This window comes from Ruegeria sp. BG6 (genome assembly GCF_056538465.1).
Window position 1 is genome coordinate 50017 of sequence record NZ_JBQFTB010000006.1, and the last position, 21870, is coordinate 71886.

General features: G+C 60.0%; 19 protein-coding genes. 8 read left to right on the plus strand and 11 right to left on the minus strand.

The window, feature by feature from the left end:
- Positions 1-31 precede the first annotated feature (31 nt).
- The gene (locus tag ACR0JW_RS12365; RefSeq protein WP_170681074.1) at positions 32-685 is read right to left on the minus strand and encodes a DUF938 domain-containing protein; all 654 of its coding nucleotides are present in this window, start codon (positions 683-685) and stop codon (positions 32-34) included.
- Positions 682-1755: an FAD-dependent oxidoreductase gene (locus tag ACR0JW_RS12370; RefSeq protein ID WP_170681072.1), complete on the minus strand. Its 1074-nt coding sequence runs from the start codon at positions 1753-1755 to the stop codon at positions 682-684. The genes ACR0JW_RS12365 and ACR0JW_RS12370 overlap by 4 nt, the downstream gene beginning before the upstream one ends.
- Before the next feature lie 129 nt (positions 1756-1884).
- On the opposite strand from ACR0JW_RS12370, the gene ACR0JW_RS12375 reads away from it, so the two are divergent.
- Positions 1885-2286, plus strand: coding sequence for a hypothetical protein (locus ACR0JW_RS12375; RefSeq protein WP_480442174.1), 402 nt, complete (start codon positions 1885-1887; stop codon positions 2284-2286).
- A 3-nt stretch (positions 2287-2289) separates the two neighbouring features.
- Positions 2290-3522 (plus strand): HlyD family secretion protein, encoded by a 1233-nt coding sequence (locus tag ACR0JW_RS12380; protein ID WP_480714006.1) that lies wholly within the window; start codon positions 2290-2292, stop codon positions 3520-3522.
- Between the two features lie 305 nt (positions 3523-3827).
- On the opposite strand, the gene ACR0JW_RS12385 is transcribed toward ACR0JW_RS12380, so the two are convergent.
- From ACR0JW_RS12385 to xdhA, 7 genes are all read right to left on the minus strand, one after another.
- A complete protein-coding gene (locus ACR0JW_RS12385; RefSeq protein ID WP_170681068.1) occupies positions 3828-4901 on the minus strand; it encodes a BMP family ABC transporter substrate-binding protein in 1074 nt (357 codons plus the stop codon).
- A gap of 35 nt (positions 4902-4936) precedes the next feature.
- The gene (locus tag ACR0JW_RS12390) at positions 4937-5857 is read right to left on the minus strand and encodes an ABC transporter permease (RefSeq protein WP_170614853.1); all 921 of its coding nucleotides are present in this window, start codon (positions 5855-5857) and stop codon (positions 4937-4939) included.
- A 3-nt stretch (positions 5858-5860) separates the two neighbouring features.
- A complete protein-coding gene (locus tag ACR0JW_RS12395) occupies positions 5861-6943 on the minus strand; it encodes an ABC transporter permease (RefSeq protein ID WP_170614852.1) in 1083 nt (360 codons plus the stop codon).
- Positions 6944-7006: 63 nt separating this feature from the next.
- A complete protein-coding gene (locus tag ACR0JW_RS12400) occupies positions 7007-8524 on the minus strand; it encodes an ABC transporter ATP-binding protein (protein WP_480714007.1) in 1518 nt (505 codons plus the stop codon).
- Complete coding sequence (gene xdhC, locus ACR0JW_RS12405) at positions 8521-9456, minus strand: xanthine dehydrogenase accessory protein XdhC (protein WP_170681064.1); 936 nt, start codon at positions 9454-9456, stop codon at positions 8521-8523. The genes ACR0JW_RS12400 and xdhC overlap by 4 nt, the downstream gene beginning before the upstream one ends.
- On the minus strand, positions 9456-11858 hold the full coding sequence (gene xdhB, locus ACR0JW_RS12410; protein ID WP_170681061.1) for a xanthine dehydrogenase molybdopterin binding subunit: 2403 nt from the start codon (positions 11856-11858) through the stop codon (positions 9456-9458). The genes xdhC and xdhB overlap by 1 nt, the downstream gene beginning before the upstream one ends.
- A complete protein-coding gene (gene xdhA / locus ACR0JW_RS12415; RefSeq protein WP_170681059.1) occupies positions 11855-13216 on the minus strand; it encodes a xanthine dehydrogenase small subunit in 1362 nt (453 codons plus the stop codon). Before xdhA ends, xdhB begins: the two co-directional genes overlap by 4 nt.
- 343 nt (positions 13217-13559) lie before the next feature.
- On the opposite strand from xdhA, the gene dnaE reads away from it, so the two are divergent.
- From dnaE to ACR0JW_RS12430, 3 genes are all read left to right on the plus strand, one after another.
- On the plus strand, positions 13560-17060 hold the full coding sequence (dnaE, locus tag ACR0JW_RS12420) for a DNA polymerase III subunit alpha (protein ID WP_170681057.1): 3501 nt from the start codon (positions 13560-13562) through the stop codon (positions 17058-17060).
- Between the two features lie 90 nt (positions 17061-17150).
- Positions 17151-17369: a YMGG-like glycine zipper-containing protein gene (locus ACR0JW_RS12425; protein WP_170825421.1), complete on the plus strand. Its 219-nt coding sequence runs from the start codon at positions 17151-17153 to the stop codon at positions 17367-17369.
- 47 nt (positions 17370-17416) lie between these two features.
- Entirely contained in the window at positions 17417-17785 is a 369-nt protein-coding gene (locus ACR0JW_RS12430; protein WP_170681053.1) for a hypothetical protein, read from the plus strand.
- A gap of 4 nt (positions 17786-17789) precedes the next feature.
- Here ACR0JW_RS12430 and ACR0JW_RS12435 read toward each other — a convergent pair whose 3' ends face one another.
- Positions 17790-17984 carry a SlyX family protein gene (locus tag ACR0JW_RS12435; protein ID WP_170681051.1) on the minus strand — a complete coding sequence of 65 codons (195 nt, stop codon included), beginning with the start codon at positions 17982-17984 and terminating at the stop codon, positions 17790-17792.
- 131 nt (positions 17985-18115) lie between these two features.
- Here ACR0JW_RS12435 and hisS point away from each other — a divergent pair, with 131 nt between their 5' ends.
- The 3 genes from hisS to hisG are packed head-to-tail and all read left to right on the plus strand — an operon-like array spanning position 18116 to position 21381.
- The gene (gene hisS / locus ACR0JW_RS12440; RefSeq protein ID WP_170681049.1) at positions 18116-19603 is read left to right on the plus strand and encodes a histidine--tRNA ligase; all 1488 of its coding nucleotides are present in this window, start codon (positions 18116-18118) and stop codon (positions 19601-19603) included.
- Between the two features lie 3 nt (positions 19604-19606).
- Entirely contained in the window at positions 19607-20695 is a 1089-nt protein-coding gene (locus ACR0JW_RS12445) for an ATP phosphoribosyltransferase regulatory subunit (RefSeq protein ID WP_170614842.1), read from the plus strand.
- Positions 20692-21381 carry an ATP phosphoribosyltransferase gene (hisG, locus tag ACR0JW_RS12450; RefSeq protein WP_170681047.1) on the plus strand — a complete coding sequence of 230 codons (690 nt, stop codon included), beginning with the start codon at positions 20692-20694 and terminating at the stop codon, positions 21379-21381. The genes ACR0JW_RS12445 and hisG overlap by 4 nt, the downstream gene beginning before the upstream one ends.
- Here the strand turns inward: hisG and ACR0JW_RS12455 are convergent, their stop codons facing one another.
- Entirely contained in the window at positions 21382-21813 is a 432-nt protein-coding gene (locus ACR0JW_RS12455; RefSeq protein ID WP_170681045.1) for a DUF1489 domain-containing protein, read from the minus strand.
- Between the last annotated feature and the right edge of the window lie 57 nt (positions 21814-21870).

Here is a 21870-nt window from a genome sequence, read left to right on the forward strand (position 1 = left end):
ATCGAAGGTCACCACTAGACTTTGATCTTGATCAGTTGCCGCGTTTATCCGCAATGAAGGCAAGATTATTTGCAGGCAACTCTACTCTTTCGACAACACTCAATCCTTGCACTTCCATGAGTTCAGCGATGTCATCATCATTTTTGTACCCGATTTCAGGGTCTTGCTGGAAAAGGGCGTCATGAAAGCGTTGGTCACCGTCGCTGGTCAGGGTACCGGAACGCTTGAACGGGCCATAAAGGACAAAACGCCCATTTACGCACAGCGCCCGGGCGACTTCCGTCAGAAGCGTCTTTGTTTCGTCCCAACTGATAAGGTGAAGCAGGTTGATCAGGACCACAAGGTCGAGCTCTGCAAACTGCTTGTGCCAGCCCTCGGTTGTGGCATCCAGATGCGCGGCCTTCGATACGTTGGCTAGGGCCGTTTTATAGGCGTCGATGCTGGCGCGGCGAACATGATCGACTTCGGTCGGTTGCCAATTGACTTCGGGCAGGACGGTCGCAAAGGCACTGACATGTTGGCCTGTGCCGCTGGCAATCTCAAGCGCGGAACCTGAACGCGGTGCCCATTGCAACAACAGGTCGCAAAGAACACCGCTGTTCCGGCTCGCGGCCGGAGCAACCAATTTGCCGCCGGCCTCCGGCGTCGCAACGCTCGCGTTCGAGGGCAACTTGCGGCGGGTCATGCGTTAAACCTCGCCGGGCTCAAAGCGGCGACTGTTTCCTGATCCAGTTCGGAGGCGGCGCCTGTTGTCAGATCCGCGACAAGCTGTGATGCAGCGGGTGCGGTCTGAAACCCGTAACCGCCCTGACCGACGGACCAGACGAACGAGGGGTCGCCGGGATCAGGCCCCAGAACCAGAGTTCCGTCTGGGGCAAAGCTGCGCAATCCCGCCCAGTTCGCCAAAACCCGGTTGACGGGTTCCGTGACCATAGCTTCATACCGGGCCAACCCTTCAGCCAGAACCATGTCATCGGCATAGGCATCGTGGGGGGCGACGGGATCAGCCTCGCTAGGGGACACGATAAGGTTTCCCGCGTCCGGCTTGGCATACCAGCTGTCGCCGGCACCCAGCATCATGGGCCAGCCGCGCACGTCATATCCGCCCGGCGCAGGAATGCGGGCCATCGATCTGCGATACGGCGTGATGCCGAGCGGTGCGATCCCGGCCAGTTCCGCGATTTCATCAGCCCATGCGCCAGCGGCATTGACCAGCATCCGGGCCTGATAAACCTGATCTGCCTTTATTTCCCAGTGCCGGGGCTTGCTGATTGCATTGACCTTGCGCCTGGTCAGAATTTGGCCGCCGTTCTTGCGTATGGTTCGGGCAAAATCCTGCAACAACCGGTCCGTGTCGATGTCAAACGCGGCATGACCAACTGCCGCGAATGCCAGCGTGTCCGGGTCCAGGATCGGGACACGGGCCAAGGCGTCTTCCGTGGAAATCGGCGCCACGCTCAGGTTTTCGGCATCTTTCCCGAATTCTTCGGCCTGATGGGGGGCCGCAACCAGTATGATTCCCCGAGGTGTCAGATAACCGCCGTTATCGGATTGCAGAAACTGCGCACCGGCCCTGTTCAACGCGACCACCGACGGTGGCCCATAGCTTTCTTCGAACAGGGCAGCCGACCGACCCGAAGCGTGATACCCCAGCGCGTCTTCCGCTTCCAGCACGGTGACAGAGCCAAATTGCGACAGGCGTGCGCCCGCGCTCAGACCGGCGATGCCGCCGCCAATGATCAGAAAATCAATCAACTCGTTTTACCCGTCTGAATCGATGTTTATGGAACACAACCCGTGAAGCGGGGTCAGGTCATTCAAGCAGGCTTGAATTTGCGCTTCAACCCATTCAAACAGTGGGCAATCAGATAAAGGGAGGGCAGGGTGAACGCCGCAGATTTACACCCGATGGCCACGGGACATATTCCGTCCTACGTGACACAGGCAGACGGAAGCGATTTTCTTTTCACTTTCATGCTGGTTTTTACTGTTGTCGTGATTGTTTTGCTTGGGGTTGCATATTTCACCCTGCATTCGATCCCCGAAAAAATTGCACACCAGTCCAACCATCCGCAATTTCAGCTGGTGGGTATTCTGGCGCTGCTGGCGTTGTTCACTCATAACGGTCTGTTCTGGGTCGCGGCGATCCTTGTGGCCGGGTTTCAGTTCCCGGATTTTGCTGCACCCCTGCGCGGAATTGCCGATGCCATCCGGTCTCTGGCGCCGCAGCGCGCGCCGGAACCACCCGCGCCACAACCGGCGCAAGAACCGCAGCAGGAGCACTAAGTCATGCTTGAGACATTGATGTGTGCGCTGGTCACGGTGCTGCCGGATTATCTGTTTCGACGCTATGTTCAGGGCAAGCGGATCGGACATGAGATCACACTGTTCACCATGTGGTACGAACTGCGCTGGGGTCTGACCACATGTGCCATTCTGGCGCTGACCGTGATCACCACCCTGTTTTATTTTCATCCCGCCAGCAGCACGGCGGCGTCCTATTTCCGCACTGTCACCATCCTGCCGCAACTGGGCGGGCGCGTGTCCGAAGTTTACGTTCGAAACAACGAACAGGTCACGGCCGGTCAACCGATCTTCCGGATCGAGGATCTGACCCAGACCGCGCAGGTCGAGGCGGCGCATGCTGAAATCGCGCAGGTTCAGGCCTCGCTGAAAGTCGCACAAACCGATCTGGCCGAGGCGGAAGCCGGGATTGCCGGCGCAAAGGCCGCGCTTGATCAGGCGCTGGAGGATCTTGAGCGCAATACAACCCTGCGCGACGAAGGATCAAGCGCTGTGCGTCTGGCCGAAATCGACCGCCTTGAAAACCTGGTGGCTGAGCGTGAAGCCCAAGTGACAGCAGCCCAATCCCGTCGCGCTGCGGTCGTGCAGCAGATCGAAGAGTTGATTCCCGCGCAACTGGCCAGCGCCAATGCACAATTGGACGCTGCCCTGACCGAGCTGGACAAAACCGTCATCAATGCCGGGGTCACGGGCCGCGTCGAACAGTTCGGATTGCAGGTCGGCGACTATGTCAGCCCGCTGCTGCGCCCGGCTGGTATTCTGGTTCCGTCCTCGTCCGGTCATGACCGGTTCCAGGCGGCCTTCAATCAGCTGTCAGCACAGGTCATCAAGCCCGGCATGATCGGAGAGCTTGGTTGTATGACCAAGCCATTTACGGTGATCCCGATGGTCGTGGTCGAGGTACAGGACGTGATCCCCTCGGGTCAGATCCGCCCCTCGGACGAATTGCGTGATGTGCAGACCAATACGGTGCCGGGGTCTATCCTTGTCTATCTCGAACCGCTGTACAAAGGCATGGCGGACGACATTCCAGCCGGCAGCAACTGTCTGGCAAATGTGTACACGGACAACCACGAGCGGCTCGAGCATGAAAACCTGGGTTTCTGGCAGGCTGCGTTCCTGCATGTCGTCGACACGATTGGAGTCGTCCACGCGGCAGGCCTGCGCCTGCGCCTGATCCTGATGCCGGTCAACACGCTGGTTCTGAGCGGGCACTGAGCGATCAGCTTGCCGGTTAACGCGCAACGGCCGGTCGCGCGGCAGCGTTTCGCGTTCCGTTCAGGAGTTGTCTCCGACGTTGGCTTTGGTGTCCAAAAAGGCCGGAACCAGCCAATCGCCAGGGTCCGCAAGCACGCTGGCGAACGACAGCCAGTTTGAATAGGGCTTTGCTTGGGGCGATGGGGAACAGTCGCCAACTGATAACAGATCCTGCTGTATTCTGGCGATCTGCCGTGCCGTAGCAGTTACGGAAACAAAAAAGGGTTGGCCCGAGAGCCAACCCCAATGGTTCGATCTTTTGGTGTTTACTGCGGAATCTCGCCTTCCAGACCTTCGACATAGAAGTTCATACCGGCCAGAGTACCGTCATCGGCCACTTCACCTTCGGCCAGCCAGTCGCTGCCGTCCTGCTTTTTCAGCGGGCCGGTGAACGGGTGGTAGCTGCCGTCAGCAATGGCTGCTTTCATAGCCAGCGCTTCCTCTTTCACGTCGGCAGGCACTGCGTCCGAGATTTCGCCAATCTCAACCATACCTTCCTTGATGCCGTCCCAGGTGTTCACGGTTTCCCACGATCCATCCATTACGGCCTGGGTGCGCGCGATGTAGTAGGGCGCCCAGTTGTCGATGATCGAGGATACGCGCGGCTTCGGGGCGTATTCGCTCATGTCCGAGGCCTGACCGAACGTGATGACATTGCCTGCCTCTTGCGCGGCCGCCTGCGGCGCGGTCGAGTCGGTATGCTGCAGGATCACGTCCGCGCCCTGTTCGATCAGAACAGTGGCCGCGTCGGCCTCTTTCGCCGGGTCGAACCAAGTGTAGGCCCAGACAATTTTGAAATCGACATCCGGGTTCACCTTCTTGGCGTGGATGTACGCTGAGTTGATGCCGCGGATCACTTCGGGGATCGGGTACGATCCGATGTAACCGACGATGTTCGACTGGGTCATTTTCCCTGCGATGTGGCCCTGAACGGCGCGGCCTTCATAAAAGCGTGCCGAATAGACCGAGACGTTGTCGGCAGTCTTATAGCCGGTTGCGTGCTCGAACTTCACGTTCGGGAATTTCTTGGCCACGTTGATGGTCGGGTCCATGTAGCCGAACGAGGTGGTAAAGATCAGGTCAGCACCTTCCAGCGCCATCTGAGTCATCACACGTTCGGCGTCAGGGCCTTCGGGCACCGATTCAACAAATACGGTTTCGACCTTGTCGCCGAAATGCTCCTCAACGGCCAGACGGCCCTTGTTGTGTTCATAGGTCCAGCCGCCGTCGCCCACGGGGCCGACATAAACAAACCCGACCTTGGTTTTGTCTTCGGCCATGGCGCTTGTCGCCAGACCCAGCGCCATGGCGGCGCTTGTCAGAAGTGTTGTGAATTTCATTTAGTTACTCCCCAAGTTGGTTCAGTTGGCCCCGTCTAGTGCGAGGCATGGAAGGTCCGGCCCAGTGAGGCAGGTGCGCTGCTCTTGTCGGCCGAAAGGATCACAAGCACAAGGATCGTGATGATGTATGGCGACATTGCCAGATACTCGACTGGGATGGCAACGCCCGCTGCCTGCAGATTAAGCTGCAACACCGTGATTCCGCCAAACAAATAAGCACCCAGCAATGCACGCCACGGCTTCCAGCTTGCGAACACGACCAAAGCCAGAGCAATCCAGCCAACACCGGCGGTCATGCCCTCCGTCCACTGCGGAACACGGATCAGGCTGATGTACGCGCCGCCAAGTCCGGCACAGGCTCCGCCGAACAGGATCGCCATGATGCGGATCTTGATGACCTTGTAGCCCAGGGCGTGCGCCGCATCGTGGTTTTCACCCACCGCGCGCAGGATCAGACCAACACGGGTGTATTTCAGCGTGGCCCAGACGGCGGCCGTCAGAGCGATCCCGACATATAGGATCGGATCGTGCTGGAACAGGATCGGGCCAATGACCGGGATATCGCTCAGCACAGGGATATGGATGTCGCCCATGCTGGGCGGTTTGATCCCTACATAGCTCTGCCCCATCAATGCACTGAACCCAAGTCCGAACAGCGTCAGCGCAAGGCCACTGGCGACCTGATTGGCCAGCGCCACCTGGGTCAGCAGGACGAACAGAAGGGACAGAACGGCGCCACCGATGGCAGCCGCGATGAATCCCAGCCAAGGCGAGCCGGTTTCGACCGAGATTGCAAAACCGCTGATCGCGCCAACAATCATCATGCCTTCAACGCCAAGGTTCAGAACACCAGCCTTTTCGACGACAAGCTCTCCGATCGCGGCCAGAAGCAGGGGGGTTGCGGCCACCATCAGCGAGGCGACCAGAAGTACGGGATTGATTTCACCAAGGTCCATGGGTCACGCCACCTCGCTACGGGCCGCACGGATGCGGTAGTTTGTCAGAAGATCGAAAGCCAGCAGGAAGAACAGAAGCATCCCCTGGAACACCTGAATGGCTGCGGCCGGCAGGCCCATCTGAGACTGGGCGATTTCGCCGCCAATATAGGTCAGCGCCATCAGGCCACCGGCCAGCAGGATGCCCACCGGGTGCAGGCGGCCCAGAAAGGCCACGATGATCGCAGTAAAGCCGTAGCCCACATTGAAATCGATGCTGACGACACCGGCCGGTCCCGAGACCTCGAACATGCCTGCCAACCCGGCCAGCATGCCGGACAGGCCCAGGCAGAACAGGATCAGACGAGCAGGGTTTACACCGGCGAATTTCGCCGCCCGCGGTGCCTCACCTGTCAGGCGGATGTGAAAACCCAGCATGTGACGGTTCAGCAGCACATAGGCAAAGATCACCGCGATCAAGGCGGTCACGACACCCCAGTGCATCCCCGATCCCGCGATCAGTTCGGCATTATGCGCGCTTTCATAGGATTGCAGGTTGCGCGAGCCGGGAAAGCCGAACCCTTCGGGATTCTTCAGCAGGCCAAGAGAAACCGAGGCCAGCATCTGCTCGGCTACATAGACCAGCATCAGCGAAACAAGGATTTCGTTGGTGCCAAAGCGCACTTTCAAAAAGGCCGGGATCATCGCCCACAGCCAGCCGCCAAACGCACCGGCGATCACCATTATCGGGAAGATGTACCAGCCCTCCAATGGGTAGAACGCAAGTCCCGCAGCAGCGCCGAATATGGCGCCCATGATATACTGGCCCTCGGCACCGATATTCCAGATGCCGGCCCGGAAACCCAGCGAAAGGCCAATCGCGATCAGCACCAGGGGCGCGCCTTTCACTAGCAGTTGCGGCCGGTAGTAAAAGGAAAACTCACCGAACAATGGCTCCCAAAAGATGGTGCCGATTGCCTGCAGCGGGTTCTTGCCCAGAATAGCGAACAAAAGCCCGCCAAACACCATCGTTGCCAGCACGGCCACAAGAGGGGTCGCATAAGACCACGCCTTGGACGGTTGCGGCCGTTTCTCCAACACAATCACCTGCTCATCCCTCCAAGTTCTTCATCTTTCTGAAAATTCTCCCGCCGGAGGCGGTCAATATGTCTACACATGCGCCACCTCCATGCCATGCGCGCCGCCCATCATCAGGCCGATCTCATCCACGGTCAGACCTGTGGTCGTGCGTGGCGCGCTCAGGCGTCCTTCATTCAACGCGGCAAAACTGTCCGAGATCTCCATCAGCTCATCCAGATCTTGGCTGATGCAAATGACGGCAGTACCCTTGGCTGCAAGATCCAGAATGGCCTGTCGGATTGAGGCCGCTGCGGCCGCATCCACACCCCAAGTGGGCTGGTTCACCACCAGAACGTCGGGGTTTTGCAACACTTCGCGTCCGATAACGAATTTCTGCAGGTTGCCGCCGGACAGAGACCGGGCCGCATTTTCCGGCCCGGGCGTGCGGACATCAAAGGCCTTGATGATCTTTTCGGCGAAACTCTTGGTCTCGGCCCATTTCAGAAACCCGTTGTTCTCCAGCCCTTCACGGACCGATCCGGTCAGCAGGGCATTTTCGGTAAGGCTCATATCCGGAGCGGCCGCATGACCCAACCGCTCCTCGGGAGCGGTCAGAACACCCAGCTTTCGCCGTGTGGTCGGACCCAATTTGCCGATCGGTTGTCCATTGAATTTGATCGCGTCGGCTGTTGTCTGAATTTCTCCGGACAGCACGCCAAGCAATTCGTCCTGCCCATTGCCCGCAACACCCCCGATGCCCAGAACCTCGCCCTTGCGGACGGTCATATGGACATTCTTCAGCGCGGTTCCGAACTCAGAAGGCGAGGGCACCGACAATCCGCTGACATCCAGCGCAACATCCCCAAACTCACGCCCCGATCGTTCCGGCGTTTGCAGGGTCGAACCGACCATCATCTCGGCCATGTCCCGCGCCGAGGTCTCGGACGGAACGCATTCGCCCACATTCTTGCCCAGACGCAGGATGGTGGCGTGATCACACAGCGTGCGAATTTCTTCCAGCTTGTGCGAGATATACAGGATCGAGGTGCCTTCGGACCGCAATTTGTTCAACGTCTCGAATAGGATATCTACCTCCTGCGGCGTCAGAACCGAGGTCGGCTCATCCATGATCAAGAGCTTGGGCTCCTGCAACAGACAGCGGATGATCTCGACCCTCTGACGTTCGCCCGCAGACAGATCACCCACCGTGCGATACGGGTCCAGCGGCAGACCGTAGGTTTCGGATACTTGCCGGATACGCGAGGCCAGATCGCCCATTGGTGGCGGGTTCTCCATCCCCAATGCGATGTTCTCGGCCACATTCAGTGCGTCGAACAGCGAGAAATGCTGGAACACCATCGCGATCCCGTCGGCCCGTGCGGCGCGGGGCTCCGGCGGCGCAAAAGACTGGCCGCGCAACAGCATCGTGCCGCTGTCGGGCTTCACCAGCCCGTAGATCATCTTTACCAGCGTGGATTTGCCGGCACCGTTTTCACCCAGCAGCGCGTGAACTTCGCCCTCACCGATGTCAAAGGACACCTGATCATTGGCCACGACGCCGGGATAGGCTTTGGTCAGCCCCTGCAAGCTTAACAATGGAGTGGTCACGCGCTCAGGTCCTTTTTCAACTCGTTCTGCCGGGCAGGGCGCAAAAGCTGCGCCGCGACGCCAACGGCAATCATCTGCGGGTGTTTGCCCAGTGACGGATCACCGATTGGACAGGTTATCCGGCTGATCCGCTCGGGCGAATGCCCAAGGGCTGCCAGCCGTGATCGGAACCGCGCCCATTTCGTAGCCGAGCCGATCAGCCCGGCAAAGCGGAAATCGTGCAAAAGCAATCTGTTGCAAAGCTCCAGGTCCAGATTGTGCGAGTAGGTCAGGACCAAATGCTCTGCGTCTCGCGGTGCATGGCGAACCAGTTCTGCTGGCTTGGCGGCCGGAACAGCGGTTACACCCGGCGGCACCGTTTCTGGGAACCGCTCAGGCCCGGTATCGACCCAGGTGATTGCCAGATCGGGCAGAGGGGACAGGACATCGACCAGGGCACGTCCCACATGGCCGGCGCCCCAGATCCACAGATTGCGGGCCGGTGTGTGAACTGGCTCGACCATCCAGCCGTCTAACAACTGAGCTTCGGGTTCGACACCCTGACCCCGGGCTTGCGCCAGCATCCGTTTGACCGACAGCGGCATCGCGCCGGTCGAAACCGGGCGAGCGATGATATTGTCATCCAGCCCTTCCACCTCATCAAAATCATAGATCTCGCTGAGCAGCGTCACAGCACCACCGCAGCACTGGCCCAGATCGGGGCCAAGCGCATGTTGCGTCAGGCGGGACGAAACGGCTTGTGTTCTTGCAGCTTCCGCCGCCTGAAATTCCAAAGTGCCGCCTCCGATCGTGCCGGACTGCCCGTCTTTCCAGACCAGCATCGCGGCACCGACTTCACGGGGTGACGACCCTTTGATCCCGGCGATAACCACCCGGACCACCTTGCCGTGGGTATTGACCGCCTCCCTCAAAGCCTCCCGATCAAATCCCATCAGATGCCTCCCCTCATCCTTTGGACGCCGCGCCAGACTTCTTCGGCCGTGGCGGGCGCATCCAATGCCGGATAGCTATCCCCGCAAGCTGCCACCGCATTCGACAGTGCCAGCCAGGCGGAAATGCCCAGCATGAACGGCGGCTCACCTACCGCTTTCGACCGATAGATCGTGTCCTCGCGGTTTTCGCCATCCCAGAGCGCGACATTGAATATGTCGGGCCGGTCGGAACAGGCCGGAATCTTGTAGGTCGACGGCGCATGGGTGCGCAGATTGCCCTTGCCGTCCCAAACCAGTTCCTCGGTTGTCAGCCAGCCTGCGCCCTGAACAAATCCGCCTTCGACCTGCCCGATGTCCAGCGCCGGGTTCAGCGACGCGCCTGCGTCATGCAGGATATCCGTGCGAAGGATGCGGTTTTCACCGGTCAGCGTGTCCACTGCGACCTCGGTGATCGAGGCCCCGTAGGCGAAGTAGAAAAACGGGCGACCCCGGCCCTTGATCCGGTCCCACTCGATCTTGGGTGTTTTGTAAAACCCGGTCGCCGACAGGCTGATGCGGCCCTGATAAGCCAGCGCGGCAGCTTCGGCGAAGGTATAGCGTTCCTCTCCGACCGAGACATGGCCATCCGAGAATGTCACCGCCGACGGATTGGCCTGATGGCGTTCGGCCAGATAATCGGCCATCCGGTCACGGATCGTGTCGCAGGCGGCTTTCACCGCCATACCGTTCAGATCGCTGCCCGACGAGGCTGCCGTCGCCGAGGTGTTGGGTACCTTCGCGGTATCGGTGGCGGTGATCTTCACCATCTCGAGCGGAATGCCAAAGCGCGAGGCCGCAACTTGCGCGACCTTCTGAAACAGGCCTTGACCCATTTCGGTGCCGCCATGGTTCAGGTGGACAGAGCCGTCTTGATACACATGCACCAGCGCACCCGCCTGGTTCAGGTGGGTTAGCGTGAAAGAAATACCGAACTTGACCGGGGCAAAAGCGATGCCCTTCTTAATCACTCTGTTCTCGGCGTTCCACTTCTCGATGGCCGCCTTGCGTGACGCGTAATCGCTTGTTTTCATAAGCTTTTCGGTCATTCCGTGCAGTTCGAAATCGCTGACTTCCATGCCGTAGGGCGTGGTGTTGCCGCCTGCGGGCAAGGGGCGCACGGGGGCGTCCCCCATCTCAACAGCGCCGCGGCTGGTCAGGTCTTCGTGCGGATCGGGATGGCCCAGAGGTTTTTCCGCAGGCTCAGCGCCCGCGACAGCATGAGCCGGTTCGTAATAATTCCGGCGGCGCAACTCGACCGGGTCCAAGCCCAATTCATAGGCTGCGTGGTCCATGACGCGTTCGATACCAACCATACCCTGCGGCCCGCCAAAGCCGCGATAAGCGGTGGCGGATTGGGTGTTGGTTTTCAGCCGGTGGCTTTCGATCCGCGCATTTGGCAACAGATAGGCGTTGTCGGAATGCAGCATCGCACGGTCGGCGACAGGCAGGGACAGGTCCTGCGCCCAGCCGCAAATGGCATATTGCAGGAAGGAAACGCCCTGAATGTGCCCGTTCTCATCGAAACCGGCCTTGTATGCGATGCGGAAGGCGTGGCGTTTGCCGGTGATGATCATGTCGTCATCACGGTCATAGCGCATCTTGCAGGCCTTGCCGGTCGCGCGGGCCGCAACGGCGCAGGATACGGCCAGAGCGTTGCCCTGACTTTCCTTGCCGCCAAAACCTCCGCCCATGCGGCGGGTCTCAACACGAACGGCATGCATGGGAACACCCAAGGCATCCGCCACTTTGTGCTGAATCTCGGTCGGGTGCTGGGTCGAGCTGTGCACCAGCATATCTGCGCCTTCGTTCGGCACGGCCAGCGCGGCCTGACCTTCCAGATAGAAATGCTCCTGCCCGCCGATCTCGAACGTGCCTTCGATGACATGCGCTGACCCGGCAATGGCGGCATCAGCGTCACCTTTGGCATAAATACGGGGACCATCTTCGAACCGGCTGTCCGCGGCCAAAGCCTCTTCGACCGTCAGGATCGGGGTTTCTTCGGCATAGTCGATCTTGCCCAGCCGGGCTGCCTTGCGCGCGGCCAGATGGCTGGTGGCGATCACAAGGAAAACGGGCTGGCCAATGTAGTGGATCGTGCCATCCGACAGCAAGGGCTCGTCATGGATCGACGGAGAGACGTCATTCGCAAAAGGCAGGTCGTCGGCGGTCATGACCATGACGACTCCATCGGCAGTTTTTACCGCGGACAGATCCATCGACGTGATCGTACCTTTGGCAATCGGGCTCAAGCCAAAGGCCAGATGCAGAGAACCTTTTGGTGTGGGAATGTCATCCACATAGCGCGCGGTTCCAGAGACATGCAGCGGCGCCGCGTCATGGGGGAGGGGTTTGGTCACGCTCATGCCGACACCTCCAATACGTTTGTGACTTCACCCTGATCTTCGAGGAAGTACCTCTCAAGCATCGCTTTTGCGGTCTCCAACCGGTAGGTGGCCGAGGCGCGCATATCCGTCATCGGCGTGAAGTCGTTGGCAAAGGTTGGGATGGCGGCTTGAACAGTCTCATGTGTCCAGGGTTTGCCTGTCAGGGCCGCTTCGACATTCGAAGCGCGCTTGGGAATGCCAGCCATGCCGCCGAACGCGATACGCGCATCAGCGACGACACCGTCTGCCACAGTGATGTTGAAACACCCGCACACGGCCGAGATATCCTGATCGAACCGTTTGCTGAGCTTGTAAGCTTTCAAGCGATCATCCTGGCGCGGGAAACTGACCGCCTCGACGAATTCGCCCGGTGCGCGGTCCTGCTTACCGTAGTCGATGAAGAACTCTTCCAGCGGGATCGACCGGCGCGTGTCACCCTTGCGCAGATGCAGTGTTGCACCTAGGGCAATCAGGGCAGGCGGGTTGTCCCCGATGGGCGAGCCGTTGGCGATGTTGCCACCGACGGTGGCCGCGTGGCGCACCTGAACACTGGCGTAACGGCGGATCATCTCGGCGTAAGAGGGGTGCAGATCAACCAACGCCTCACCCATGCGGTTCATGTCGACCATCGCACCAAAACGGATTTCATCATCCGTGATGGTGACATCCTTCAGGTCGTCGCAACGGTTCAGGAATATCACCGGGTCGAGATCCCGCAGTTGTTTCGTGACCCAAAGCCCAACATCGGTCGCGCCGGCAACCAGTGTGGCGTCAGGATGCTGAGCATAAACTGCCGCCAGCTCATCCGTTGACCCCGGCAGCATGGGCGAAGTCACCAGCGTCGCCACCGGCTTGTCCTTGACCCAAACGGGAACCGGTTGCGTTTCGGTCGCTTCAGCCGCGCGTATGATCGGTGCGTATCCCGTGCACCGGCACAGGTTTCCGGCAAGCTGTGTGTCGTGATCCGTGGCACCATTGGCGTGGCTTGCCACCATCGACATGACGAAACCGGGGGTGCAAAAGCCGCACTGCGACCCGTGCAGATCAACCATCGCCTGCTGAACAGGATGGGACTCGCCATTCGGGCCGCTGGCACCTTCGACGGTGCGCACCGCTTTGCCGTGTAGTTGAGGCAGGAACAGAATGCAGGAGTTCAGCGCCTTGTGGCCACCCTCATCCGTCACCATGACGGTGCAGGCCCCGCAATCGCCTTCGTTGCAGCCCTCCTTGGTGCCGGTCAGGCCACGATCTTCGCGCAGCCAGTCCAGCAGGGTCGCTGTCGGATTGACATCCGCCAGCTCCACTGTCTCTCCGTTCAGAAGAAACGTGATATTCATACGAGAAACCCGTCGCGTTACCCAGTTGCGCCCGTTAGGCCCTCCTTCGATGCGACGTAGAAAGAGTGGCGGGCGGATAGCTTGCCGTCAGATGTTAGAAACAGCGCGCCTTGTCTGGCAAGAAAAACTGCCTGTATGATACACCATTAGGCACCCGCGACTTGTGAATGCCGCTTTTTCATAACGGTCAGTCGGTTGTTATTAAAGCGCTTTTTGGTAGAAGGGGCCTGCCATCCCCGAAGCACCTTCTGAAAAAGCCGAATAATCACCGCCGATTTTTCCGGCATTTCAAAGCTGCGGTTCCCGCTTTTGCAACTCCGCAGGGTGGGATAGCGTAGGCGGCATGAGCAGTTCCCCTCGATTCATTCACCTCCGCGTTCACACAGAATATTCTCTTCTCGAAGGCGCCGTGCGGCTGAAAAAGCTGCCCGCCCTGTGCGAGAAGATGGAGATGCCTGCCGTTGCCGTGACGGACACCAATTCCATGTTCTCCGCACTCGAGTTTTCGGTAACGGCCAGCGGTGCCGGTGTGCAGCCGATCATGGGCTGTCAGGTCGATCTGACCTATGTGCAGCCGCAACCCGGCGAAAAACCCAAGGCGCCCGCGCCGCTGGTGCTGCTGGCGCAGTCCGAGGTTGGATATGAGAACCTGATGAAGCTCAGCTCGTGCCTCTACGTGGACAAGGGCGGGCAGCTTCCGCAGGTGACCTTGGATGAACTGGCCGACCGCTCAGACGGTCTGATCTGCCTGTCCGGCGGTCCCGACGGGCCGGTGGGGCGGTTGCTGCAACAGGGGCAGCGCCCGGCGGCAGAGGCTTTGGTTGACCGATTGGCCGCGATGTTTCCGGACCGGCTTTATATTGAACTGCAACGCCACCCGGGCGAGGATGGCCAGCCCGAAGCGGAACGTCTGACCGAGCGTGGCCATGTCGAGATGGCCTATTCCAAAAACCTGCCGCTGGTCGCCACCAATGACGTCTATTTCCCGACCTCGGATATGTATGAGGCGCATGATGCGCTGATTTGTATCTCGGAAGGGGCTTATGTCGACCAGCAGGACGGCCGCCGCCGCCTGACCGCGCAGCATTATTTCAAGTCGCAGCAGGAAATGGTGACCCTTTTCGCCGACCTGCCGGAGGCGATCGAGAACACGGTCGAGATCGCGCAACGCTGTGCCTTCATGGCCTATCGCCGCGATCCGATCCTGCCGAAATTCGCAGATGACGAGGTCGCCGAACTGCGTCGCATCGCAAATGAGGGCTTGCAGAAACGTCTGGCCGTGATTCCGCATGCTGTAACGCCCGAGGAATATCAGGAACGGCTGGAATTCGAACTGGGCATCATCGAAGGGATGGGTTTCCCTGGTTACTTCCTGATCGTTGCGGACTTTATTCAATGGGCCAAGGACCACGACATTCCGGTTGGGCCGGGGCGGGGTTCAGGCGCGGGATCGTTGGTGGCCTATGCGCTGACGATTACCGACCTTGACCCACTGCGCTATTCCCTGCTGTTCGAGCGCTTTCTGAACCCCGAGCGGGTTTCGATGCCTGACTTCGATATCGACTTCTGCATGGACCGCCGTGAAGAGGTGATCCGCTACGTGCAGCAGAAATACGGGCGCGACAAGGTGGGGCAGATCATCACCTTCGGCGCGTTGCTGTCCAAGGCCGCCGTGCGCGATATCGGGCGGGTGTTACAGATGCCCTACGGCCAGGTAGATCGCCTGTCCAAGATGATCCCGGTCGAGGGTGTCAAACCCGTCTCCATCGAAAAGGCGCTGAAGGACGAGCCGCGCCTGCGAGAAGAAGCGCGCAACGAAGAGGTCGTGGACCGCCTGCTCACCTACGGCCAGCAGGTCGAAGGGCTGCTGCGGAACGCCTCGACCCACGCGGCGGGTGTCGTGATCGGGGACCGCCCGCTTGACGCTCTGGTGCCGCTTTATCAGGATCCGCGTTCCGATATGCCGGCAACGCAGTTCAACATGAAATGGGTGGAACAGGCCGGGCTTGTTAAGTTCGACTTTCTGGGTCTGAAGACGCTGACCGTGATCCAGAACGCGATGGATCTCATCTTCAAATCCGGGCGGCCCCTGCATGTGGCGGCGGATGGTACGGAGCTCTATGAACCCGCCGAAGGGGCGGAAAACCAGATCAACGCCATTCCGCTGGATGACGAGGCCACGTATAAACTCTATTCGGCGGCCAAGACAGTGGCGGTGTTCCAGGTGGAATCCTCGGGCATGATGGATGCGCTGAAGCGCATGAAACCGACCTGCATCGAGGACATCGTGGCCCTTGTAGCGCTGTACCGCCCGGGCCCGATGGAAAACATCCCAACCTATTGCGAGGTCAAGAACGGGCTGCGCGAGATCACGTCTGTTCATCCTCTGATCGATCATATCCTCGAGGAAACGCAGGGCATCATCGTCTATCAGGAACAGGTGATGCAGATCGCGCAGGTGATGGCCGGGTACAGTCTTGGTGGCGCGGATCTGCTGCGCCGCGCGATGGGTAAGAAGATCAAAGAGGCGATGGACGCCGAGCGCCCCAAATTCGAAAAGGGCGCGGGCGAGAATGGCGTGAATGCCAAGAAAGCATCCGAGGTCTTCGACCTGCTCGAGAAATTCGCGAACTACGGCTTCAACAAATCCCACGCCGCCGCCTATGCGGTAGTCAGCTACCAGACCGGCTGGCTGAAAGCGAACCACCCGGTCGAGTTCATGGCGGGCGTCATGAACTGCGATATTCACCTGACCGACAAGCTGGCCGTCTATTTCGAAGAAGTCCGCAAGGGGCTTGAGCTTCCTTATGTGCCTCCCTGTGTAAACCGCTCGCTGGCGACGTTCGACGTTGTGAACGGAGAGCTGGTTTACGCGCTGGGCGCGCTCAAGAACGTAGGCGTCGAGGCGATGAACCTTGTTGTCGAAGGGCGTGGGGACAAGCCGTTTGTGAACCTCTTTGACTTTGCCCGCCGGGTCGATTTGAAGAAGGTCGGTAAACGTCCGCTGGAAATGATGGCGCGGGCCGGGGCCTTTGATCAGCTCGACAAGAACCGCCGCCGTGTCTTCGAAAGTCTTGAACAACTGGTGCAGTACTCGGCGGCGATCCACGACCAGAAGAACTCGAACCAGGTGTCGCTGTTTGGTGAGGCCGGGGATGATCTGCCCGAACCGCGCCTTTCCGCGACGCCCGACTGGTTGCCGGCAGAACGCTTGAGCGAAGAGTTCAAGGCAATCGGCTTCTATCTTTCAGGCCACCCACTGGACGATTACATGCCTGCGCTGAAGCGCAAGCAGATTTTGACACTGGACGAAGTGACCGAAAAGGCGCGTTCCGGCCCTTTGATCGCCAAGATGGCCGGTGTCGTTGCCGGACGACAGGAGCGCAAGTCAGCGCGCGGTAACCGCTTTGCCTTTGCACAGCTTTCTGATCCGACCGGAGCTTATGAGGTCACGCTGTTCTCGGATACGTTGGAGAAATGCCGGGAATTTCTTGAAACCGGCGCACAGGTGGTTCTCACCGCCGAGGCGACGATGGAGTCGGATCAGTTGAAACTGCTCGGGCGATCCGTTGGACCAGTGGACTCGGTGGTGGCCGAGGCGGGCGCAACCGGGCTGCGCATCTTCGTGGATCAGCCGCAGGTTTTGCCCACCGTCGCCAGGGTTTTGGAAGACGCTGCCGGTGCAGCCAAGGGCGCGGCGAAGGGGCCGATCCATCTGTGTCTGCTTGACCCGGGCTTGCCGGGGGATGTGGAAATGGATCTGGGGCAGGATTTTCCGATCAACCCGCAGATCAAAGGCGCGATCAAATCGCTGGATGGCGTGATGTCGGTCGAGGAAATCTGACGTCCAACGGCTTGTTGCCAGAAGATTGCCACCAAGCTAGGCTGGAATTCTACCTATATTCATTTGGGTTAAGTCATGGGAGGACGCCAAATGGGGATTTCAGGAAGACGTCTGGGAATACTGGTCGCTGCAGCTGTGGCGTCACTGGCATTGTTGCCCGCAACACTAGCCTTGGCGGATAAGGACAAGCAGGAAGACGCGCTCAAAGGCGCTTTGATCGGCGCGGGCGTTGGTGCTTTGGTCGGCGATGGCAAGGGGGCCGCTGCCGGGGCTGTTGTCGGGGCCATCATCGGCGCCAACAAAAAGTGACCACCGATCCCAAAATAGGATCGATGCCCAATTTGAGAGGACTTGCCATGCGTTTTCACGGGTTCAAACTGATTTCGATGGTCGCTTTTATCGCTGCGCCGGGAATTGCGCTGGCCGATGACGAAGCGGACCAGATGATGCAGGAAGCGCTGCCGCTGATGTACCATACCTGCGCATCAGTCATCGAAGAGGCAGACGGGAATGACGAGTACGTCCTGGACGTGGTCGGAAAGATGACGGCCCTGTCTCTGTACAATCGCCAGATCGACATCGAACAATACGCCGCGTCCGAGGACGACAAAGCCAAGCTGCGCGAAACCTTCCTGGCCGCGCTGACCGAAGGATGCACCGGGGACGAGGATGCGCTGCTGGGCGGTGTTGTGGACAGTGCGGTGAAATCGACGCTGGGACTGTAACCCCTTAGTAATGCGGCGGGCGCTCGTCGCCGAATACAACGCCGCCGGACCCTTCCTGCGCGCGCTCAGCTTCGCGTTGCAACAGCATCTCAACCCTGCGGGTCAGGCGTTCAATCTCGGTTTGCTGCCGCGTGACGACTGCGTTCAGGTCTTCGATTGTTCGGGTAAGGTGGGCGATCTGTTCTTCCAGATGCTGCATGGGTGGCTCCTGTCTCTGGGGCTGGTCATAGCGACCCTGTGACGCCGTGGCCAGAGAAAGCGCGCCTTGCCCCGAAACAGACCATGGGATAGACCGCGCGCGGAACAAGAAAACTCCCAAGGACGCCCCACATGGCCAAGCCCAAGAAACAGCCCCGCCCCAAGGCCGAGACGCCGAAAGGGTTCCGCGACTATTTCGGCCAGGAAGTCACGCAGCGCACCGAGATGCTGCGGGCTATTGCGGACGTCTATCATCGGTACGGGTTTGACGCTCTGGAAAGCAGCGCGGTTGAGACGGTCGAGGCGCTGGGCAAATTCCTGCCCGACGTGGATCGCCCGAACGAAGGCGTGTTTGCGTGGCAGGAAGTGGACGAGAACGACAAGGGCGACTGGATGGCCCTGCGTTACGACCTGACCGCACCACTGGCGCGGGTCTACGCACAGCACCGCAACGATCTGCCGACGCCCTATCGCCGTTATGCAATGGGGCCGGTCTGGCGGAACGAAAAGCCGGGGCCGGGGCGGTATCGTCAGTTCTATCAATGCGATGCGGATACGGTCGGTACGGCTTCAATGGCCGCCGATGCCGAGATCTGCGCCATGCTGTCGGACACGCTGGAGACTGTGGGAATTCCGCGCGGCGACTATCTGGTGCGCGTCAACAACCGCAAGGTTCTGAATGGCGTGCTTGAGGCGATGGGTCTGGGTGAAGACGCAGCTGCCCGCGACAACGTTCTGCGCACCATCGACAAATTTGACAAGGTGGGCGAGCAGGGCGTGCGTGAGTTGCTGACCAAAGGTCGCCTGGACGCCTCGGGAGCGTTCATCGACGGTGTGGGGCTGAGCGATGATCAGGCCGAGCCCGTGATTGCGTTCCTGACCTCGAAAGCGGCGGATACCGTCGGCACGCTGGCCAACCTGCGTACCGCTGTAGGTAACAGCAAGATCGGCGCGGACGGAATTGCCGAACTGGAGCAGATCGGCGCTCTGCTCGATGCAGGTGGGTACCGATCGGATCGGATCGAGATCGATCCTTCGGTCGTGCGCGGTTTGGGCTACTATACCGGTCCGGTTTACGAGGCCGAACTGACCTTCGAGATTTTCGACGAGAAAGGCCGCAAGCGGCAGTTCGGGTCAGTCTCTGGTGGTGGACGTTATGACGATCTGGTCAAACGCTTCACCGGGCAGGAAGTGCCCGCAACTGGGATCTCCATCGGTGTCGACCGTCTGCTGGTCGCCTTGCGCGAAAAGGGCCGGATCGCCGCGCAGGCCACCGGCCCTGTGGTTGTCACCGTCATGGATCGTGACCGGATGGCAGACTACCAGGCGATGGTGGCCGAGCTGCGCAACGCAGGCATCCGGGCTGAGGTCTATTTGGGCAACCCCAAAAACTTTGGCAATCAGCTGAAATATGCGGACAAACGGAACTCTCCGATTGCAGTGATCGAAGGCGGTGACGAAAAGGCGGGTGGCATCGTGCAGATCAAGGACCTTATCCTGGGCGCGAAGATTGCCGAAAGCGCCACGCTCGAGGAATGGAAAGAACGCCCCAGCCAGTTCGAAGTGCCGCGTGGTGATCTGGTCGCCAAGGTGCGCGAAATTCTGAACAGTCAGGACTGACGCATGCCCAACCGCTCTCAGATTCAGGCCCGCGCCGCGATGATGCGCGTCCGGTTCGAGGCCGCCGGGGCGCAGGTGGTCGATCCGCCTTTGCTGCAATCGGCAGACTTGCTGCTGGATCTCTACGGCGAGGACATCCGGGCCCGGGCCTATGTGACCTCGGACGCGCTGCGCGGCGAACAGATGCTGCGCCCGGATTTCACCCTGCCCGTGGTGCAGATGCACATGAGCGAAGGTGCCGAACCCGCGCGCTACACCTATTCGGGCGAGGTTTTCCGGCGTCAGGAACACGATCTGGATCGCGCAAACGAATACATTCAAGTCGGGTACGAGGTTTTTGATCGCGACGATCCCGCCGGAGCGGACGCCGAGGTGTTCTCGCTTTTTGCGCTGCAGCTTCGTGGTCTGCCCCTGCGCGCAGCCACTGGCGATATCGGTATCCTGACCGCAGCCGTTCAGGGCCTGAGCACGACTGAACGGCGTAAGGCCGCGTTGATGCGGCACCTGTGGCGACCCCGCCGGTTCCGTGTTCTTCTGGACCGGTTTGCCGGACGCAAACCCGCTCCGGCGGGCCGGGACGCTTTGTTGGACGCGTCCGATCCGATGACATTTGAATCCCCCATGATCGGCAAGCGGCGCTCATCGGAAATCGAAGCCCGCATCGCGGCACTGCGCGAAGACCGCGAGACGCCTCCGATTTCGGACAGCGAACTGGCCGGTCTGGAGACGCTGCTGAATGTCCGCGAAACGATGCCTTTCGCGCTTGAGCGCTTGCGCGATGTGGCCGTTGATCTGCCGCAGATCACCCCTGCGCTGGATCGGCTCGAGGCGCGGATTGCCTCGCTTCAGGCGCGTGGGGTCGACGTGGAACGGCTGGATTTCGAAGCCGCCTATGGCCGGACATCCATGGAGTATTACGACGGGTTCGTATTTGGCTTCTACGCCGAAGGCCGTCCCGATCTGCCGCCCATCGCAACCGGCGGACGCTACGACGCGCTGACCCGGCAACTGGGCAACGGCGCGGAAATTCCCGCAGTGGGTGGTGTCCTGCGCCCCGACCTGATGCTCGAGATCGAGGAGGGTGCAAGATGAGCCTGAAACTGGGCGTTCCCTCGAAGGGCCGGCTGATGGAAAAGACCTTCGCCTGGTTTGAAAAGCGTGGCATCACCCTGTCGCGCAGTGGATCAGACCGCGAGTATTCGGGTAAGGTCGAGGGGATCGACAACGTATCGCTGATCCTGCTGTCGGCGGGGGAGATTCCGCGGGAACTTGCAGCAGGGCGGATCCATCTGGGCGTGACGGGAACGGACCTTGTCCACGAAAAACTGCCCCGCTGGGAACAACAGGTCGAAGAGATCGCGCCATTGGGGTTCGGAAATGCCGATCTGATCATTGCGACACCTGCCTGTTGGGTCGATGTGGACACGTTGGACGATCTGGATGCTGCAGCGGCGGCGTTCCGCAAGGTGCACGGCCACCGGCTGCGCATTGCCACCAAATATCATCGGCTGGTGCGTGAATTCCTGACCGAGGCGGGCGTGGCCGACTATACTCTGGTCGACAGCCAGGGCGCGACCGAAGGCACGGTGGTGAATGAAACCGCCGAGGCAATCGCGGACATAACGTCAACCGGGGAAACCCTGAGAGCCAACCATCTGAAAATCCTGTCGGATGGCCTGATACTGCAGTCGCAGGCGACACTTTGGTGCAGCCGCGTCGCGAGCTATGACGCTGACGACAAGGCCGTTCTGTCCGATCTGCTGGACCGGCTGGGCTAATTACAGCACACCAATCTCTGCCAGCGCGCGGTTCAGATCATCGGGCAGGGCATCGTCCTGCTCGCGTCCCTGTGGCAGATCGGCCGGAGTATCCTCGGGTTTCAGATAGCGCCAGCCCTGAAACGGGCGTTTCAGCGCGGTCTGCGTACGGTGTATCTCGGGGTCCAGCACGATGGCACAGCGGCGGATACCGTCTTCTCCGCGTACCTCGTCCAGCCGCAGGATGCGTTGGCGACACTGGATGACGCCCTTGATCACCCAATAGATTGATCCGCCGTTCAGAATTTCTTCCTCGCGCTTGGGCCACATACGGGTGACGTGGCGCGGGCAGCCGTCCTCATAAAGCGCTATGCGGCCGTCCTGCCACGCCATCAGCGTGTCGACGCTTTCCGAGCCGACGGATAGTTTTATGAGGTTTACGTACTTATCCACAGCTTTCCCACAGAGTCGTCCCGAAGTGCATCTTTATATTGTAGCTCGTAAGGCGCA

What these genes read in the sequence shown, in the direction of transcription:
- ACR0JW_RS12365 (WP_170681074.1), bottom strand. Translation starts at nt 685, where the DNA reads ATGACCCGCCGCAAGTTGCCCTCGAACGCGAGCGTTGCGACGCCGGAG.
- ACR0JW_RS12380 (WP_480714006.1), top strand. Translation starts at nt 2,290, where the DNA reads ATGCTTGAGACATTGATGTGTGCGCTGGTCACGGTGCTGCCGGATTAT.
- ACR0JW_RS12385 (WP_170681068.1), bottom strand. Translation starts at nt 4,901, where the DNA reads ATGAAATTCACAACACTTCTGACAAGCGCCGCCATGGCGCTGGGTCTG.
- ACR0JW_RS12390 (WP_170614853.1), bottom strand. Translation starts at nt 5,857, where the DNA reads ATGGACCTTGGTGAAATCAATCCCGTACTTCTGGTCGCCTCGCTGATG.
- xdhC (WP_170681064.1), bottom strand. Translation starts at nt 9,456, where the DNA reads ATGGGATTTGATCGGGAGGCTTTGAGGGAGGCGGTCAATACCCACGGC.
- xdhB (WP_170681061.1), bottom strand. Translation starts at nt 11,858, where the DNA reads ATGAGCGTGACCAAACCCCTCCCCCATGACGCGGCGCCGCTGCATGTC.
- xdhA (WP_170681059.1), bottom strand. Translation starts at nt 13,216, where the DNA reads ATGAATATCACGTTTCTTCTGAACGGAGAGACAGTGGAGCTGGCGGAT.
- dnaE (WP_170681057.1), top strand. Translation starts at nt 13,560, where the DNA reads ATGAGCAGTTCCCCTCGATTCATTCACCTCCGCGTTCACACAGAATAT.
- ACR0JW_RS12425 (WP_170825421.1), top strand. Translation starts at nt 17,151, where the DNA reads ATGGGGATTTCAGGAAGACGTCTGGGAATACTGGTCGCTGCAGCTGTG.
- ACR0JW_RS12430 (WP_170681053.1), top strand. Translation starts at nt 17,417, where the DNA reads ATGCGTTTTCACGGGTTCAAACTGATTTCGATGGTCGCTTTTATCGCT.
- ACR0JW_RS12435 (WP_170681051.1), bottom strand. Translation starts at nt 17,984, where the DNA reads ATGCAGCATCTGGAAGAACAGATCGCCCACCTTACCCGAACAATCGAA.
- hisS (WP_170681049.1), top strand. Translation starts at nt 18,116, where the DNA reads ATGGCCAAGCCCAAGAAACAGCCCCGCCCCAAGGCCGAGACGCCGAAA.
- ACR0JW_RS12445 (WP_170614842.1), top strand. Translation starts at nt 19,607, where the DNA reads ATGCCCAACCGCTCTCAGATTCAGGCCCGCGCCGCGATGATGCGCGTC.
- hisG (WP_170681047.1), top strand. Translation starts at nt 20,692, where the DNA reads ATGAGCCTGAAACTGGGCGTTCCCTCGAAGGGCCGGCTGATGGAAAAG.